Below are 17,094 nucleotides of genomic sequence, written 5' to 3' on the forward strand. Positions count from 1 at the left end.
ACAGAATATAAACAACCAATCATTTAAAATCGAATAAAATGCATCGTTACTCCACTTTGCTCTTCGCCGTAGGGCTGGTCTCATGTAGCGCATTGACAGCTTGTATCGACGATGTGATTACAGCCAAGGACCAGGGTGATCCGATAGGATTCACCACTTCGGTCAATACCCACAGCCGCACCTCGCTGATACATACGACAGAAAATCTCGACTCGTTCCGTATCTACGCCTACTGTCCCGACGGTCTGGAATTTTTCCACGATCTGCTCGTGACGAAGGTAGATCCCGACGAGATAGAGGACAACTATTATGCGCTCCACTGGAGCATCGAGGGCGGACCCTATTTCTACCCCCGCGACGCGGCCTGGGTGGACTATTACGCCTATCGTTTCATATCGGGCATAAACGGCCACTACAGCCGCAACAGTTTCCTCCCCCACAGCAGCACTCCCGAGGAGGGACGACGCATTGACATCACCGCTGCCAAACAGATGATCCATGACTTCCGTCCCTATCAGCGTCCGCAGGAGCAGGAGGATCTGATCATAGAGCACAAGCGGTCATACAACGACGAGGTGAGCGGTGTGGAGCTGCATTTCCATCACGCTCTGTCGCAGATAGAACTTAAGGCGTATTCGCCCAACAACAATACCCGCGTGATGGTGGCCGGAGCATGGTTCTGCAACATCATCAACAACGGCGACGTGACCTTTCCGCAGGCCAAGGTGAGCGGTATAGGCGACGACCAGCTCTACTGGACTCTTCCCGGACGACAGAACTTCGATGATGCGAATGTGGTCGATGAGGACAAGCTGCTCAACGGCTCCAACCGCAGCCATTACGGATGGTTTTTCCCCGAACCTGTGATGCTCGGACATTCTATCAGCGAAGCGAGCACTCTTCCGGTAGTTCCGGACGAGGGTGGTGACAATACCGAGTCAACCCGTGGGCGTTCAAGAGCCGACGGCGATGGCACTACAGGTACACCTGACGACGAGAACTGGCCAGATCCTTCGCCAGGACACCACACCGACTACAACGGCGACGGTGTCTGCGACCACCTCGTGACCGACAATATCCAGGCTTCGCCATATATCAGCCATCTGCTTACCAGCAAGAACACCGAGCATGAGGGTATGGATTCCACCAATATGCTCCTGCTCCCGCAGCAGCTCGTGCCTTACAACAAAAACCGTGAGGAGGATCCCAAGCAGCAGTTCTACGACGAGGAGGGCAAGCCCAACAACCACGGAGCCTACATATTGCTCGCCATACAGGTGTGGATGATCCACGGCGATGAAAACCATACCCACCGCCACATACTCTTTCCCTATACCGACCCTGAGAAGTGGAATATCAACGGACTGCCGGTCAATGCCGACGGCATACCCTGGGACAATATCGGCAACCGTCTTGACGACGAGGGATTTCCGGTCAACAACGAAACCGGGCTGCCGATGTACAGCGAGGATGATCCGACACAGCGTATCGACAACAACGGCAATCCTGTCGACGCCGAGGGCGTGATCTACGACAAGACCACCGGCAAGCCTATAGACAACTACGGGTACCGCTATCCCGACGTGAACTACTCGATCGGCTGGCGAGATGTCGAGAAGCAGTTTGCATGGGTGTGCGTGCCTATCGACGACAAGTGGGAACCGGGCTACAAATACACCTACATACTCGAATTCATGGGGCCGAACAGCGGCGCCGGCATATATCCGCCCGACGACTTCGACTTCGGTATGGGCGGCGTAGGTATCGACGGCGATATATCGACCGCATGCCGCGAAAACTGGAAGGCTCTTCCCGGACAGGATTATGCCGGCAGATATGAGATCATTCCCTCGCAGCAGTGTCGTCTGCGCGACCCGGGAACCATGAACTCCAAAAAGAAATGGGTGGGCAAGAAGCAGGGTGATCCCGTGCTGAGCAAGGCCATAGACTTCAGAGTGGTCGTGGACGAATGGAACAACCGCGACATACCTGTCGACATGGAGGATTATTATACTCCCGAGGAGGGACACAAAAAGAAAAAATGACGGTCCCTGCTGATAAAGCAGCATGATTGCCGGAGGCTTACGGCGCCCTCCGGCAATCTTTTTTTACAAGCGCGACAGATTGTCATTGAATAGTGGACTGAATTTAGTAATTTTGCGTGTTATAAAATCAACCGGACAAAAACCACGACTATGGATATGTTTGAACGCATCAGCGCCGATATAAAGGCTGCAATGCTTGCCCGCGACCAGGTGAGGCTTGAAACACTGCGCGGCATCAAAAAGGAATTTCTCGAAGCCAAGACAGCGAAGGGATCGGACGGTACTCTGAGCGACGAAACGGCTGTCAGGATAATGACAAAAATGGTGAAGCAGCGTCGCGAGACTGCCGAGATATACTCGCAGCAGAACCGTCCGGAGCTTGCCGCCGGTGAGCTTGCCGAGGCTGCGGTGATCGAGGAGTATCTTCCCGGTCAGCTTTCGGAGGAGGAGCTTGTGGCCGAGCTGAAAAAAATCATCGAGCAGACCGGCGCCACCTCGGCAAAGGAGATGGGCAAGGTGATGGGAGTGGCCTCGAAGGCGCTTGCCGGACGTGCCGACGGCCGTGTCATATCGGCCAAGGTCAGGGAGCTGCTCGCCTGATATCGCTCAGCGAGATGTCAATAGAATGGTTGTAAATAAACAAAGAAATTTCAGGAAATGCTTACTCTTCAACAGATAAAGGAAAATCCCGACAAGATCGTGGAGCGTCTGGCTGTCAAAGGATTCGACGGCCGCGGCCCGATCGACGCAATAATGGAGCTTGACGCGCAGCGCCGTCAGCTTCAGCTCTCCAACGACACCCGTGCGGCAGAGCTTAACAAGCTTGCCGCCTCGATAGGCGCGCTGATGAAACAGGGCAAGAAGGATGAGGCCGAGCAGGCCAAGCAGCAGGTGGCTGCCCTCAAAGGTGAGCAGAAGGATGTGGCCGACAGTCTGGCCGACACCGAACGCCGTATGCGCGAGATACTCCTGACGGTGCCCAATATCCCTTGCGAGGCTGTGCCGGCCGGACTGAGCGCCGAGGACAATGTAGTGGAGCTTACCGGCGGTCCTATGCCCGATCTCGGCGCCGACGCCATGCCTCACTGGGATCTTGCAAAGAAATATGATCTGATCGATTTCGATTTAGGAGTGAAGATCACCGGCGCCGGTTTCCCGGTCTACAAAGGGAAGGGCGCCAAACTGCAGCGCGCTCTGATACAGTTTTTCCTCGATCAGGCTTCCGAAGCGGGTTATCTTGAGATTCAGCCCCCCTACGTGGTCAACGAGGCTTCGGGCTACGGCACCGGACAGCTCCCCGACAAGGAGGGTCAGATGTATTACGTAGGCGAGGACAATCTCTATCTCATACCCACGGCCGAGGTGCCTGTGACCAATCTCTACCGCGACGTGATCCTCTCCGAGAGCCAGCTTCCGGTGAAGAACTGCGCCTACTCGGCATGTTTCCGTCGCGAGGCGGGCAGCTACGGCAAGGATGTCAGAGGTCTTAACCGTCTGCATCAGTTCGACAAGGTGGAGATCGTGAGGATAGAGAAGCCCGAGAATTCTTACGCAGCTCTCGAGGAGATGAAGGCTCACGTGCAGGGACTGCTCGAAAAGCTCGGTCTGCCCTGGCACATACTCCGTCTCTGCGGCGGCGACATGAGCTTCACTTCGGCTATAACGTTTGACTTCGAGGTGTGGTCGGGCGCGCAGAAGCGCTGGCTCGAAGTGTCGTCGGTAAGCAACTTCGAGACCTATCAGGCCAACCGTCTGAAGTGTCGCTACCGCGATGCCGACAAGAAGACCCGCCTGTGTCACACTCTCAACGGTTCGGCGCTTGCTCTGCCGCGAATAATGGCGGCTCTGCTCGAAAACAACCAGACGCCGCGGGGCATAGTGGTGCCGGAGTGTCTGCGCCGCTATACCGGATTTGATATCATCGACTGATCAGTCAGCAGCAGCAGAGAGCCGGCAATGAAGAAGAAGAGCATAACGGATCTGGGTCGCGACTCGCTCGACGCTTACCGTGCGAAGAAAAAACTTCCGGTGACGGTGGTGCTCGACAATATTCGCTCGCTCAACAATATTGGCTCGATATTCCGCACCTCCGACGCTTTCATGGCTGAGCGTGTGATGCTTTGCGGCATCACAGCCGTGCCGCCGTCGGTGGAGATCCACAAGACCGCTCTTGGGGCGGAGGATTCGGTGGAATGGCGCTACTATGCGTCGACGGCCGAATGTCTGGAGGATCTTCGCGGGGACGGCTACAGGCTGTGCGTGCTCGAGCAGGTGGAGGGGAGCGTTGCGCTCCAGGATTTCCGTCCGCAGCCGGGCGAGCGCTATGCGATCGTGGCCGGACATGAGGTGCACGGTGTCAGTCAGGAGGCGGTGGATGCGGCCGACGTGTGTCTGGAGATACCGCAGTGCGGCACCAAGCATTCGCTCAACGTGTCGGTGTCGACCGGGCTTGCCTTATGGCATTTCTTTATAGGTCTCGGCGGCCAGAATGGCGCTTGCGGCTGATGCGTCGGCCTGCAGCCGGGCACGCAGCCCGTCAATGGAGCTGAAACGCATTTCGGAGCGCATCCGCTCAACGAACGCAATGGCTACGCGGCTTCCGTAAAGGTCGCCTTCATATCCTATCAGATGCGCTTCAACGCTTACAGTGGGGCTCTCGGTCAAATCGACCGTGGGCCTCACTCCTATATTGACCATGGCGGGATATGAGGCTCCTGAGGCAATGGTGGCTCTGGCAGCGTAGACTCCATGGGCCGGTATGAGCATCAGGGCCGGTTCTACGCTTATATTGGCGGTGGGGAAGCCGATTGTGCGTCCGATCTTTTTTCCGCCGATTACGGTGCCCTCAAGCGTGTATGGACGGCCGAGCATTTCAGCTGCCAGGCGTGTGTCGCCTTCGGCAAGCGCCGCGCGTATGGCCGTTGATGAGATAGGCGCTCCTCCGAAATGGTGAGGATATCCGGGTGCAAACATGACTTCAATGCCGGCGCTATAGGCAGCGCGGCGGTATTCGTCGGGTGTCGACAGGCGGTCGTGACCGAGCCGGTGGTTGAATCCCATGAGTAGCACTGCGGCGTGGAGCTTCGTGCGGAGCTGTTGCATGAATCGGCTTGCTGAAAGCAGTCGGGTGGTTTCGTCAAATCTGATCACTCCGGGAGTCGCTCCGCATGAGGCCATCATCCGGAGCCTTTCTTGGAGCGGGGCGAGCATGGCGGGAGCGCGCAGAGGGTCGATGAGGTCAAGCGGATGGCGGTCGAATGTCAGCGCTACGGGGCGCAGATCGCGTTGCGACGCAATGTCGTCGAGCGTAGAGAGCAGAAACCGGTGGCCGAGGTGCAGGCCGTCGAACATCCCGACGGTGACTATCGACGGTCGTGTGTCGGTGTCGCGGGGATTGATAGTCAGTTCCATATCGGCTTTTACGGAGTGGCGTTTATCGTGCTCAGGTGCTCACTGCTGTTGCCAGATCAGGCTATGCCTTCGGCTGCGAGCAGATCGGCGAATTCGGTTCCGGGCGCCACGAGCATCGTTTTGTATCCGAGGCGTGCGGCTGCTTCGAGATTGGCCTGCGAGTCGTCGAGGAAGAGTGTTTCCTCGGGGCGGATGCCGAACGATTCCTCCACGCGGCGGAATATGCGCTCGTCGGGTTTCATGCATTTGGCTTCGAATGATGTGACGATGCCGTCGAAGTAGTCTTCGCGACGCAGTCCCTCCTTGAGAAACTCCTCGGCGATGACGCCGCGCCACATGATGGGGTTGGTGTTGCTCAGCAGATACACTCCGCGACGCTTGCGCAGGTGGCGCAGTGCGGCAAGCCGTGGCTGGGGGAGTCCGGTGATGAATGCGCAGAAAGCGCGGTCGATCTGCTGGTCGGTGACCCCTTCGGGAAGCTGTGTACGGATAGCGTCGTGGAACTGTGCGACCGAAATCTCGCCCGATTCGAGCTGTCCGAACGGGCCGTTCTGCACGTATTCTCCGATAAGGTTTTCGGGATGCTCCATGCCGAGGCTGCGGAAAGCTTCGAGGCAGTCGTCGCGGCGTATGTCCATTATTACTCCGCCGAGGTCGAAGAGAAGGTTGCGTGGCATATCAGGTGTGGTATTGTGTTCTGGTTTGTTGGGTAAGATTGGTTCGTGTCGTTTTCGTGATGCAAATATAGCAATTTGTTCGCAATCGGGCACGCAAGGTGATTATGCAAAATGTTGCCGGAGTAATGAAAAATGTATAATTTTGTAATTGAAAAGAGCCTCTGACAGGCATTAGCATGGGTAAATGTATACAGAATCTCGGGAATGGATAAAATCGACAATCTTGACAGAAAGATACTGAGCATCATCATAGGCAACGCCCGCATACCCTCGAAGGACGTGGCGCTCGAATGCGGTATTTCGCGTGCGGCGGTGCATCAGCGGATACAGCGTCTGACCGATATGGGTGTGATCACCGGCTCGGGTTATCATATCAATCCGGGTGCGCTGGGTTTTCACACGTGCACGTTCATAGGGGTCAATCTCGAACGTGGCGCCATGTACCGCCACGTGGTGCCGGAACTTGAGAAGATACCGGAGGTGGTGGAGTGTCACTATACGACGGGTCCGTACACGATGCTCATCAAGGTATATGCCCGCGACAACGAGCATCTGATGGAGCTTCTCAACGGCAAGATACAGAATATCGCCGGAGTGACGGGTACCGAGACTCTCATATCGCTCGATCCGGGTCTTGTGCGGGGACTGCCTGTCGACAAGCGTTAGTCGGACGTGCTCTGACAGCAGAAGTAAAACCACAGTGCCATGCATCGCGAGCGCGATGCATGGCACTGTGGTTTTTAGCGGACCGTCCGGCAGAGATCAGAGGAATTTGCCGTTGAATCGTTCCTGCACGTCGTTGACGATGCGTTTTATATCCTGCTCACGCTCTTTGGGGCATATAAGCAATACGTCGCCGGCGTCGGCTATGATGTAGTCGTTGAGTCCGGCGGTCACAACGAGCTTGTCGGGCTGCCGGACGGCGAAAATGTTGCCGGTCGAGTCGTAGGTGATGACATTGCAGTTCTGTGTGACGTTGCTCTCGCGGTTTTTTGGCGAGTTGTCGTAGAGCGCTGACCATGTGCCGAGATCGCTCCATCCGAAGCTGGCGCATTCGACGTAGACGTTAGATGCCTTTTCCATGATGGCGAAGTCGACCGATATGCTCGGACATGAGGGGAAATGCTCGTTGATAAACGCTGTCTCACCGGGAGTGCCGAACACGCCTTCGCCCTTTTCGAATTCCTGGTCAAGGTCGGGCGCAAGATCGCTGAAGGCTTTCGATATGGCTTTGGCGCTCCAGAGAAATATGCCTGAATTCCAGTAGAATTCGCCGGAATCGACAAATACTCTGGCCAGATCTATGTCGGGTTTTTCGACGAATGTCTTCACCTTGAGGAATCCCGGTTCGACTTCCTTGTCGATCTGTATGTAGCCGTAGCCGGTCTCGGGACGTGTGGGGTGTATGCCGAGTGTCAGCAGGGCGTCGTGGCTCTCGACAAACTCGAATCCGCGGCGCACGCAGTCCTCAAACATTCGTTCGTTGGTGATCAGATGGTCGCTCGGGGTGACTATCATGCTTGCCTCGGGATCGCATGCGCGTATGTGGCGGACGGCCCAGGCAATGCACGGAGCTGTGTTGCGGCGGCATGGCTCAAGGAGTATCTGGCTGTCGGACAGTTCAGGAAGCTGCTGCCTGACTATGGGCGCGTATGTGGCGTTGGTGACCACTATGATATGAGCCGGATCCACCAGCGGGAGTATGCGGTCGTAGCTCATCTGGAGCAGCGAGCGGCCGGTGCCAAGAAAGTCGATAAACTGTTTGGGCATGCGTGTGCGGCTGTAGGGCCAGAACCGGCTTCCGATGCCTCCGCACATTATCACGCAGTATCTGTGGTTGTTGGCGTTCATGATTGTGTCTTGAATATGGTAATTAAGTGGGTCTTTCAAAAAGTTTACACGGCTAAATTAAGGAAATATTTCGATATTTCCTATCCGGCGGGATACGATTAAGGAAAAATCGACTAAATTTGCACGGAATTTCAAATTATTATAGAAATGTCGACATATACCGAACAGAAGAAAACCAAGGTGACCACACGTCGCCTGATCGAGATGAAGCGGCGTGGCGAGAAGATAGCTTGCCTGACATCATACGATTTCACTATAGCTTCGCTCGTCGATGAGGCGGGTGTGGATCTGATACTGGTGGGTGATTCGGCCTCCAATGTCATGGCCGGCAATCTCACGACTCTGCCGATCACTCTCGACGAGATGATCACGTATGCAAAGGGTGTCACGCGGGCTGTGAAGCGTGCGCTGGTGGTGGTGGATCTGCCGTTCGGCACGTATCAGGGCAATTCGAAGGAGGCTCTGGCGTCGGCCGTGCGCGTGATGAAGGAGGCCGGAGCCGAGGCCGTGAAGCTTGAGGGCGGCGCGGAGATACGCGAGTCGATAGAGCGCATATTGACGGCCGGCATTCCCGTGATGGGGCATCTGGGACTCACTCCGCAGTCGATAAATAAGTTCGGCACCTACAATGTCAGAGCCAAAGAGGAGGCCGAGGCGCGCAAGCTTGAGGAGGACGCGCGTATGCTCGATGAGCTGGGGTGCTTCGCCATAGTGCTTGAGAAGGTGCCTGCGGCGCTTGCTCAGCGTGTGGCCTCGCAGGTGAGCGTGCCGGTGATCGGCATCGGTGCCGGATCGGGCGTCGACGGTCAGATCCTCGTGTTTCAGGACATGATGGGCATGAATCATGGTTTCTCGCCTAAATTCCTGCGCCGCTATGCCGACCTGGCCACGGTGATCAACGCCGGTGTGAGCCGCTACGTCGAGGATGTGAAAAACACCGATTTCCCCAACGCCGATGAGCAATACTGACGCTCCGGGGCATGAGCTGCCGGGCCGTCGGGTCACATATCTTCAGATAATACGTCTCGGGCTCCCGATACTTATCGGGCAGCTCGGGATGATTGTCGTGGGCTTTGCCGATACGAAAATGGTGGGTCTCTACTCGACGGAGGCTCTGGCTTCGGCATCGTTTGTCAACAATCTCTTCAACGTGTGCATATTCGCGTGCGTTGGATTCACCTACGGGCTGACCCCTCTTGTAGGCTCGCTGTTCACGCAGGGGCGGTTTCGTTCCATAGGGTCGCTGCTGCGCAACGGTGTGGCCGTCAATGTAGCGTTCGCGCTGCTGGTGACGGCCGTAATGACGGTGGTATATTTCAATCTCCACCGCATGGGTCAGCCTGCGGAGCTGCTGCCGGTGATGCGTCCCTACTATCTGATATATCTGTCGGGCGTGGTTCCTGTGGCTCTGTTCAATGTGTTCGCGCAGTGGGCCTACGCCATTCAGCGCACCCGTATGCCCATGTGGATCATACTGGGTGCCAACGTGCTCAATATCGCCGGCAACTGGCTGCTGATCTACGGCCACTGGGGGTGTCCGGAACTTGGTCTCACCGGTGCGGGTATTTCGACTCTTGTGGCGCGTCTGGTGTGTCCGGCGGCTATAATCTGTGTGTTTGCTTTCCGTGGTGACTACCGCGAGTATCGCCGGGGATTTGCCGATGGGAGTATCACTTCGGAACAGTGGCGGCTCGTGGGGCACACATCGTGGCCTGTGGCCATGCAGATGACCTTCGAGTCGGGATCGTTCTCGGCCGCGGCGGTCATGGCCGGATGGCTCGGCGCGATAGAGCTTGCGGCATTTCAGATCACTGTGATCATAGGCACTTTAGGATTCTGTGTCTACTACAGCATGGCAGCAGCGGTGTCGGTGCTGGTGAGCAACGCTGCCGGTCTGTCCGACCGGCGTCTGATGCGCCGCACGGCTTTTTCAGGTTATCACATACTTCTGGCTCTGGCCACTTCGGCGTCGGCCGCTTTCATTTTCTTCGGACCGGAGATCATACGACAGTTTACCCGCGATCCGGCTGTGACAGCCACTGCCGTGTCGCTTATAGTGCCGCTGGTCCTATATCAGTATTGCGACGCCACTCAGATCAACTTCGCCAACGCTCTGCGCGGCACTTCGAAGGTGATGCCGATGGTGTGGATCGCTTTTGTGAGCTACGTGGTGGTGGGTATGCCTGTGACGTATCTGATGGCTTTCACGGCCTCAATGGGTATCTACGGCATATTGCTGAGTTTCTCGGTGTCGCTGTTTCTGGCGGCGGTGCTGTTTCTGGCCTATTTCATCCGTCATACGCGCCGAAACCGAAAGATTTCGTAACTTTGCCGTGCCATGGCAAGGATCGACGATGCTACAGTAAGAAAGATCAACGACACCGCCGACATAGTGGAGGTGGTGAGCGATTATGTGCGCCTTAAGAAGCGCGGAAGCGGCTATATAGGGCTGTGTCCGTTCCACAACGAGCGCACGCCGTCGTTTTCGGTGTCGAAATCGCGCAATTTCTGCAAATGTTTCAGTTGCGGCAAGGGTGGTTCGCCGGTGGGCTTCATCATGGAGGTGGAGCAGGTGGACTATCCCGGAGCACTGCGAATTCTCGCCCGAAAATATGGCATAACGATTGAGGAGCGTGAGCTGACCGACGAGGAGCGTCATGAGGCATCGGAGCGAGAGAGTATGCTTGCGGTCAACGACTTCGCCATGCGTTGGTTTGAGCGCAACATACAGCAGACCCAGGAGGGCCGCGATATCGGACTGGCCTATTTCCGTCAGCGCGGCATCGACGAGCGCATGATAGAGCGCTTCCATCTGGGATATTCGCTCGACCGCCGCGACGCTCTGCGCACGGAGGCTCTCCGTGCGGGATATACCGACGAGTTTCTTGAGAAGACGGGGCTGATCATACGTCACGAAGGTGGCGGCATAAGCGACCGCTTCCGTGCGAGGGTGATATATCCGATATTCACGCTTTCGGGCAAGGTGGTGGGCTTCGGAGGGCGCACTCTGCGCTCCGACAAGACGATGGCGAAGTATGTCAATTCGCCTGAAAGCGTCATCTACCACAAGAGTACGGAACTATACGGCCTTTATCAGGCCAAGCCTTCGATAGTGCGCAAGGACAAGTGCATACTTGTGGAGGGCTATATGGATGTCATATCCATGCATCAGGCGGGCATTGAGAATGTCGTGGCTTCGTCGGGCACATCGCTCACGGAGGGGCAGATCAGGCTCATACACCGTTTTACGGAAAACGTGACGGTGATCTACGACTCAGATCCGGCGGGCATCAAGGCGTCGCTGCGCGGCATCGACCTGCTGCTTGCGGAGGGTCTGATGGTGAAGGTGCTGCTGTTGCCCGACGGCGACGATCCCGACTCTTTCGCACAGAGCCATCCGTCGTCGGAGGTGGAACGCTACATAGAGGAGAACGAGGGTGATTTCGTGAAGTTCAAGACCGATATCCTGATGAAGGATACCGACCGTGATCCGATAGCGCGCAGCCGGGCTATGACGGAGATCGTGCGCACCATAGCCGTGATACCCGAGATGATGCTCCGCACCACGTATATAGCCGAATGCAGCCGTCGGTTCGGTATCAGCGAGGAGCTGCTGACGCTGCAGGTGCGCCGCGAGATGGCCGCCCGTGCGGAGCGCCAGGCCACGGAGGATCGTGCCCGGCAGGCGCGCCGCAGCTGGGAGGAGCAGTCGTCGACGGCACCGGCAGCCGCCACGCCCGCACCCGATGTGGCGCGACAGGCCGCCGGGAATGCCGCGGTGGCACAGGCTTCGCCGGCCAACCGTCTGGCGCCTTATGAGCGCGAGATATTGCGCTACGTGCTGCGCTACGGTCCGCTGTATCTCGCTGATATGACCGATGACCAGGGGCATACCTATCCGATGAATGTGATCGAGGTGGTGGCTTCGCTTCTGGAGCAGGATATGCTGCAGTTCTCGTATCCGCCATACGCCGATACGTATGCGGCCGCCCGCAGTCTTATGGCGCGTGCGTGGCCCGACTATATAGCCCGGCAGCGGCAGCGGCTTGAGCAGGCCCGCGACGAGCGTCTGGAGGCCGGGCGCGAGGAGATACGGCGCACGGCGATGGATATGGCCGAGATAGAGCGCTGCGAGCAGGAGCTGCAGCAGAGTGTGACGTCGATGGTCGACGAGGGGATGGAGGAGGCCTCGCGCACGTTCATAAGCCGCGAGCTCGGCGTGGACTCCGACGATACGGTCAGGAAGGTGACTCTGTCGCTCGTGAGCGAGCGGCATAAGCTGAGCAAGATACATTCGAAGTTTTCGCGCGTGGAAACGGAGCGCGATAAGCTCATAGAGCTGGTGCCGATGGCAATATACAACCTGAAGGAGGCTATCATAGAGCAGCGTCTTGCGGCTCTGAGGGAGGAGCTGAGGCGCTGTGGCAGCGATCCGGAGGCATGCACCCGCATCCTCTCCGACATGGGCCAGCTCAACGAAAGCAAGAAGAGTCTGGCCGCCTATCTTGGAGAGCGGACGATCACTCCGCGACGCCACTGACGGGTGGATTTCCGGCAGTGAAATTCATGCATTAAGTAGATCCGCTATAAACTTCAACAGCATTATGTCATACGTAGATATCATATTAATCGTTCTCGCGCTCGGCGCGGCAGTCATAGGCTACCGCAGGGGCGCCATACGTCAGGCAGCGTCGATAGGGGGCATTCTCGTGGCTCTGTTTGCGGTGAGGATGGCCGGTGACAAGGCCTCGGCCGCAGTAGCCGGTATGATCGGTCAGAGTCCGGCTGACTATGCATCCCGCATCATAGGCTGCGGGCTGCTGTTCGTTGCGGTGTGGGGCGGTTGCTGGCTGCTTGGCCGCATGCTGCGGCTGTCGGTCAGAGCCGTGATGCTCGGTGCGGTCGACAGTGTGGCCGGATCGGTGTTTCTGATTTTCAAATGGGGGCTTGTGGTGAGCCTGCTTCTGAATCTGTGGAGAGTGGTATCGCCCGACAGCGGTATATTCGTGTCATCGCGTCTGATGGGTGGGCGGATTTTTGCGGCTGTGATGGATATGGCGCCCGCTGTGATGGGTTTTCTGCGCGATTCGTTCATGGGTGCCAGCTGATCGGGAGATTGAACATTTGAGTGCCTGATGCCGTTTGAAATAGAAAAAGTTTCGACTATGAAAACGGCAAACAACTGGTTAACGACAATTATTGTATTTATTGTGGGCGTGCTGCTGATCGTGTGGCACGGCCGTCTTGACGTGCTTCAGTGGATAGTGATGGCTGTGGGTCTTATGCTCGTGATCCCCGGCGCCTATAGTTTTATTTCGGCAATAGCGCGTCGTTCGCATGTCCAAGGGGAGTATTCGGCGGCCTCATCCACTATAGTGGCGAGCCTCGGAGCGTTGGCTCTGGGTATATGGATGCTTGTCACTCCGGCTTTTTTCGTGGGTCTGCTGGCATATATATTCGGTGCGATCCTGGTGCTCTACGGCATATTCCATATCGTGGTGATACGGTTCTGGAGTTCGCCTTACGTGCTGCCGTGGTGGTTTTATGTGATCCCGGTGCTGATGATCGTCGCCGGTGTGGTGATACTGTGTTCGAGCGTCAGGGATATGGATTCGGCCGTGGTGCTGATCATGGGTATCTCGCTGGTGGCTTCGAGTATCAACTCGGTGCTTGAACATGTGAGCACCCATCCGAGCCGCACGCGTGACGCGGCCTGATCGATGTCATTGTCTTCAGTTTCATTTTCCCATAATAGAAGAAGCTGTCTCCGCCTGGGCGGGACAGCTTCTCGATTATCTGTAGGTTTGTCAGTTGGACCTGAGGCTGCTTATCAGTCGATCTCCTCGTCGGCCTCGTAACCGCCCATCTCGCGGATGGCGTTCTTGAGCATGACGTACTGCTGGAAGAGGTGGTTGACGGGAACCTCACCCTTGGTGTAGTCGTGCATCGGGCTCTTGAGGAAGAAGCTGAGGAAGCGCTGTATGCCGTGACGTCCGGCGCGTGCAGCGAGGTCGCTGAGCAGCACGAGGTCGAGGCAGAGGGGAGCGGCGAGGATCGAGTCGCGGCAGAGGAAGTTGATCTTGATCTGCATGGGGTAGCCCATCCATCCGAAGATGTCGATGTTGTCCCAGCCCTCCTTGTTGTCGTTGCGCGGGGGATAGTAGTTGATGCGCACCTTGTGGTAGTAGTCGGTGTAGAGGTCGGGCTGCTCTTCGGGTACGAGGATCGACTCCAGTGTCGAGAGCTTTGAAACCTCTTTGGTGCGGAAGTTGGCGGGTTCGTCGAGCACGAGTCCGTCGCGGTTGCCGAGTATGTTGGTCGAGAACCATCCCGAAAGGCCGAGACAGCGTGTGCCGATGATGGGTGCGAAGCCGCTCTTCACGAGTGTCTGTCCGGTCTTGAAGTCCTTGCCGGCGATGGGCATGCCGGTCTGCTCCGACAGCTCCCACATGGCGGGGATGTCGACGGTGGTGTTGGGTGCGCCCATGATGAAGGGTGCGCCCTCTTTGAGTGCTGCGTAGGCGTAGCACATCGAGGGAGCGATATGCTCTTTGTCGTCGGCTTTCATTGCAGCCTCGAGGTCGGCGAGAGTGTTGTGGACTTTCTCGTCAACCGGCACGTAAACCTCGGTTGAAGCGGCCCAGAGCACAACCACGCGGTCGACGCCGTTCTCTTTCTTGAAGCGGCGGATATCCTCGCGGATCTGTTCGGTCATGTCCCAGCGGTCCTTGACGTCCTTCACATTGTCGCCGTCGAGACGCTTGGCATAATTCTTGTCGAAGGCGGCCTTCATGGGAACGATCTTAATGAGTTCGTCCTTCACGGGGTTGATGTCCTTCTCCTTGAGCACTTCGCAGTTGATGGCGCTCTCGTATGCGTTGGCGGGATATACGTCCCAGGCGCCGAACACGATGTCGTTGAGGTCGGCGATAGGCACGATTTCGTTGTATTTCAGATATTTTTTGTCAGCACCTTTGCCTACACGGATTTTGTCGTACTGCGTCATCGAGCCGACGGGCTTTGCGAGGCCTTTGCGGGCCATGAGTACGCCGGTCATGAAGGTCGATGATACGGCGCCGAGTCCTACTACGAGTACGCCGAGCTTTCCTTCTGCAGGCTTGACAGTTGATTTGCTCATAATTAAGTATCTGTTAAAATTAAATTACGTTAGTGATTTAATTGGTTGTTAAAAAATCTTTAGAGGGCGGACTTTTTGACGAAAGCCGAAAAACGAGCGTAAAATTACCCCTATTTTTTCAATTGCAAAAGAATTTCAACAGTTATCTTCATATTGATTAGTTAAAGATGCCAAATTGGGATTATGAAGAGTTAATATAAAATAAATATGTGGTTATCTAAAAGGAGTTGTGTTAATGTATGTATATCACGCTTTGGCCGGATATAAAGTCATTGTTTGCCGATGATGGTGAGAATGTCGGCAAGTGCGCTTATCTGCGAGGGGTGGGTGGCGCGGTCCTCTTCGTCGGTCCATCCTTTGCCTTTTAGCCATGCCGTTCGGCATCCGATCGATTCGGCGGGGAGGATGTCTTTCCTGAGGCTGTCGCCGACCACGAGCACCTCTTCAGGCTGAAGGCCGAGCGCTTCGACTCCGAGCCGGAATATCTGTGGGTCAGGCTTCCTGACTCCTGCCACGGCGCTCTCTATGACTGCGGCGAAAAGATGGCGGAGTCCGAAGTCAGCGAGCACGCTCTCCACGTTGCCGTAGAAGTTGCTGACGAGCACGGCCGGCATCCGGTCGGTCACGGCCTGTATCACCGGACGGGCTTCTCCTACGCATTCGTGTGCGCGGTCGTAGCAGTAGGATGCGGCTGATAGCGCCATGTGGCTGTCGGCCGCATGGCCGTCGGCCCGGAGAAAATCGGCTTCGGTCGATGTCTTTGCCTGCATGAGCTGCCGGAAGTCGAAGTCGGGACGTACCACCGGGTGGGTGGCGAAGTGGCGCTCCGTGGCCACGTAGGCTTTGCGGAAAGCATCTTTGTCGAACGTGGCTCCGGCCAGTTTCCATCCGTCCCAGATGATCTCGCTCCAGTGCACTCCGCGGCTGTCGATCGTTCCGCCGTAGTCGAATATCACTCCTTTTATGGCCATGGTGGTGGTTTGTGTTTGATAAGGTGTCAGTGGCAGCTGTCGTAGTGACCATCGGCTACCAGCCGGGAAAACCGGCGGCATATTCTTTCGTGTCGTATCACCATCATCACGAGCAGGGCGTTGAGCACCGTCAGCTCGAAGACGAAGTAGAGCCAGGGCATGGTCAGGAACAGTGCGGTGAAGAGAGCTATCGTGCGCCAGTTGAACGACAGTATGTTGGTGTATTTCATCAGCGGTAGGCTTGCCATGCGGAAGTCGTGCCTGAGGCTGTCGGGCAGGGGAGTTCCGTCGGGATAGCGCTCTGCTATGGCGTGGCGCAGGCTCTGCATGGCGGGTGATGTGGCTTCCTGCTGCACGGTGTAGCTCGTGTAGAATGTCAGTGTGAGTTTCTGCCAGAAGTCGTGGCGCCATGTCAGCGATGCGAGCCGGCGTTTGAGAGTGAACGCCCGGTCGAGTTCGCTGCCGCTCTCGCCTTTTAGGAAGTAGAGGTGAAACTGTCTGTAATAGTCGGCCATGGCAGCCTGTTTTGCGTGGCATATTCCAGTCACAACTGCTATGACCCATATAAGCCATGGATGACCCATGAAGAATGTGGATGTGGCATTTTCCCTCAGGCAGATGGCCACGTAGATGGTGGCGAACCAAAGGTCGCCGCTCACGCCGTCGAGAATGCGTCCGATGCGCGAATACTGGCGGGTCATTCGCGCGAGCTGTCCGTCGGCGCTGTCAAATGAGTTGGCCCATATCAGCAGCAGCATTCCCGCTACGTTGACGGCCATGGAGCCGAAGTAGAAACACACTCCGGCTCCTATGCCGAGGAATATCGACGCGACGGTGATGGCGTTGGGGGTCACTCCGAGGCGTGCGGCAAGCCTGGCCCACATATATCCTATAGGGCGGTAGAAGGCCAGATCGATACCCTCTTCGGTGTCGAGCGATTTCAGGCTCTGACGGTAGGCCGATTGCTCTTTGCTCATTGTTCAGGCGATGGTGTTAAAGCT

The 17,094-nt window shown here is 56.6% G+C and carries 16 protein-coding genes; 10 read left to right on the forward strand and 6 right to left on the reverse strand.

Features of this window, described 5'->3' with window-relative positions; all coding sequences use genetic code 11:
* Positions 1-113 precede the first annotated feature (113 nt).
* The 4 genes from NF347_RS12250 to NF347_RS12265 all read left to right on the forward strand — a co-directional run bounded on the left by NF347_RS12250 (position 114) and on the right by NF347_RS12265 (position 4,550).
* Complete coding sequence (locus tag NF347_RS12250; protein WP_161553832.1) at positions 114-2,045, forward strand: fimbrillin family protein; 1,932 nt, start codon at positions 114-116, stop codon at positions 2,043-2,045.
* A gap of 150 nt (positions 2,046-2,195) precedes the next feature.
* The gene (locus tag NF347_RS12255) at positions 2,196-2,645 is read left to right on the forward strand and encodes a GatB/YqeY domain-containing protein (RefSeq protein ID WP_107035403.1); all 450 of its coding nucleotides are present in this window, start codon (positions 2,196-2,198) and stop codon (positions 2,643-2,645) included.
* 57 nt (positions 2,646-2,702) lie between these two features.
* Entirely contained in the window at positions 2,703-3,974 is a 1,272-nt protein-coding gene (gene serS / locus NF347_RS12260) for a serine--tRNA ligase (protein ID WP_107035404.1), read from the forward strand.
* Between the two features lie 27 nt (positions 3,975-4,001).
* Positions 4,002-4,550 (forward strand): RNA methyltransferase, encoded by a 549-nt coding sequence (locus NF347_RS12265; protein ID WP_107035405.1) that lies wholly within the window; start codon positions 4,002-4,004, stop codon positions 4,548-4,550.
* On the opposite strand, the gene ribF is transcribed toward NF347_RS12265, so the two are convergent.
* Both ribF and NF347_RS12275 read right to left on the reverse strand, forming a co-directional pair.
* Positions 4,500-5,456 carry a riboflavin biosynthesis protein RibF gene (gene ribF / locus NF347_RS12270; RefSeq protein ID WP_107035406.1) on the reverse strand — a complete coding sequence of 319 codons (957 nt, stop codon included), beginning with the start codon at positions 5,454-5,456 and terminating at the stop codon, positions 4,500-4,502. The genes NF347_RS12265 and ribF overlap by 51 nt on opposite strands.
* Before the next feature lie 56 nt (positions 5,457-5,512).
* Entirely contained in the window at positions 5,513-6,133 is a 621-nt protein-coding gene (locus NF347_RS12275; protein ID WP_107035407.1) for an HAD family hydrolase, read from the reverse strand.
* 204 nt (positions 6,134-6,337) lie between these two features.
* Here NF347_RS12275 and NF347_RS12280 point away from each other — a divergent pair, with 204 nt between their 5' ends.
* Positions 6,338-6,799 carry an Lrp/AsnC family transcriptional regulator gene (locus tag NF347_RS12280; RefSeq protein WP_107035408.1) on the forward strand — a complete coding sequence of 154 codons (462 nt, stop codon included), beginning with the start codon at positions 6,338-6,340 and terminating at the stop codon, positions 6,797-6,799.
* Between the two features lie 96 nt (positions 6,800-6,895).
* On the opposite strand, the gene NF347_RS12285 is transcribed toward NF347_RS12280, so the two are convergent.
* The gene (locus NF347_RS12285; protein ID WP_107035409.1) at positions 6,896-7,984 is read right to left on the reverse strand and encodes a mannose-1-phosphate guanylyltransferase; all 1,089 of its coding nucleotides are present in this window, start codon (positions 7,982-7,984) and stop codon (positions 6,896-6,898) included.
* Between the two features lie 147 nt (positions 7,985-8,131).
* Here NF347_RS12285 and panB point away from each other — a divergent pair, with 147 nt between their 5' ends.
* The 5 genes from panB (at position 8,132) to NF347_RS12310 (ending at position 13,701) form a co-directional block, all read left to right on the forward strand.
* Positions 8,132-8,953 (forward strand): 3-methyl-2-oxobutanoate hydroxymethyltransferase, encoded by an 822-nt coding sequence (gene panB / locus NF347_RS12290; protein ID WP_107035410.1) that lies wholly within the window; start codon positions 8,132-8,134, stop codon positions 8,951-8,953.
* Positions 8,940-10,310, forward strand: coding sequence for an MATE family efflux transporter (locus NF347_RS12295; RefSeq protein WP_107035411.1), 1,371 nt, complete (start codon positions 8,940-8,942; stop codon positions 10,308-10,310). Before panB ends, NF347_RS12295 begins: the two co-directional genes overlap by 14 nt.
* A gap of 12 nt (positions 10,311-10,322) precedes the next feature.
* On the forward strand, positions 10,323-12,524 hold the full coding sequence (gene dnaG / locus NF347_RS12300; RefSeq protein WP_107035412.1) for a DNA primase: 2,202 nt from the start codon (positions 10,323-10,325) through the stop codon (positions 12,522-12,524).
* A 64-nt stretch (positions 12,525-12,588) separates the two neighbouring features.
* Entirely contained in the window at positions 12,589-13,092 is a 504-nt protein-coding gene (locus NF347_RS12305; RefSeq protein ID WP_107035413.1) for a CvpA family protein, read from the forward strand.
* 57 nt (positions 13,093-13,149) lie between these two features.
* Positions 13,150-13,701, forward strand: a complete 552-nt coding sequence (locus NF347_RS12310; RefSeq protein ID WP_161553876.1) for a DUF308 domain-containing protein — start codon at positions 13,150-13,152, stop codon at positions 13,699-13,701.
* A gap of 113 nt (positions 13,702-13,814) precedes the next feature.
* On the opposite strand, the gene NF347_RS12315 is transcribed toward NF347_RS12310, so the two are convergent.
* The 3 genes from NF347_RS12315 to NF347_RS12325 all read right to left on the reverse strand — a co-directional run bounded on the left by NF347_RS12315 (position 13,815) and on the right by NF347_RS12325 (position 17,070).
* On the reverse strand, positions 13,815-15,122 hold the full coding sequence (locus tag NF347_RS12315) for an inositol-3-phosphate synthase (RefSeq protein ID WP_107035415.1): 1,308 nt from the start codon (positions 15,120-15,122) through the stop codon (positions 13,815-13,817).
* Positions 15,123-15,391: 269 nt separating this feature from the next.
* Entirely contained in the window at positions 15,392-16,093 is a 702-nt protein-coding gene (locus NF347_RS12320; RefSeq protein ID WP_161953389.1) for an HAD family hydrolase, read from the reverse strand.
* 26 nt (positions 16,094-16,119) lie between these two features.
* The gene (locus NF347_RS12325; RefSeq protein ID WP_107035417.1) at positions 16,120-17,070 is read right to left on the reverse strand and encodes a CDP-alcohol phosphatidyltransferase family protein; all 951 of its coding nucleotides are present in this window, start codon (positions 17,068-17,070) and stop codon (positions 16,120-16,122) included.
* Between the last annotated feature and the right edge of the window lie 24 nt (positions 17,071-17,094).

It is taken from the genome of Paramuribaculum intestinale (genome assembly GCF_030759015.1).
Lineage (GTDB): Bacteria > Bacteroidota > Bacteroidia > Bacteroidales > Muribaculaceae > Paramuribaculum > Paramuribaculum intestinale.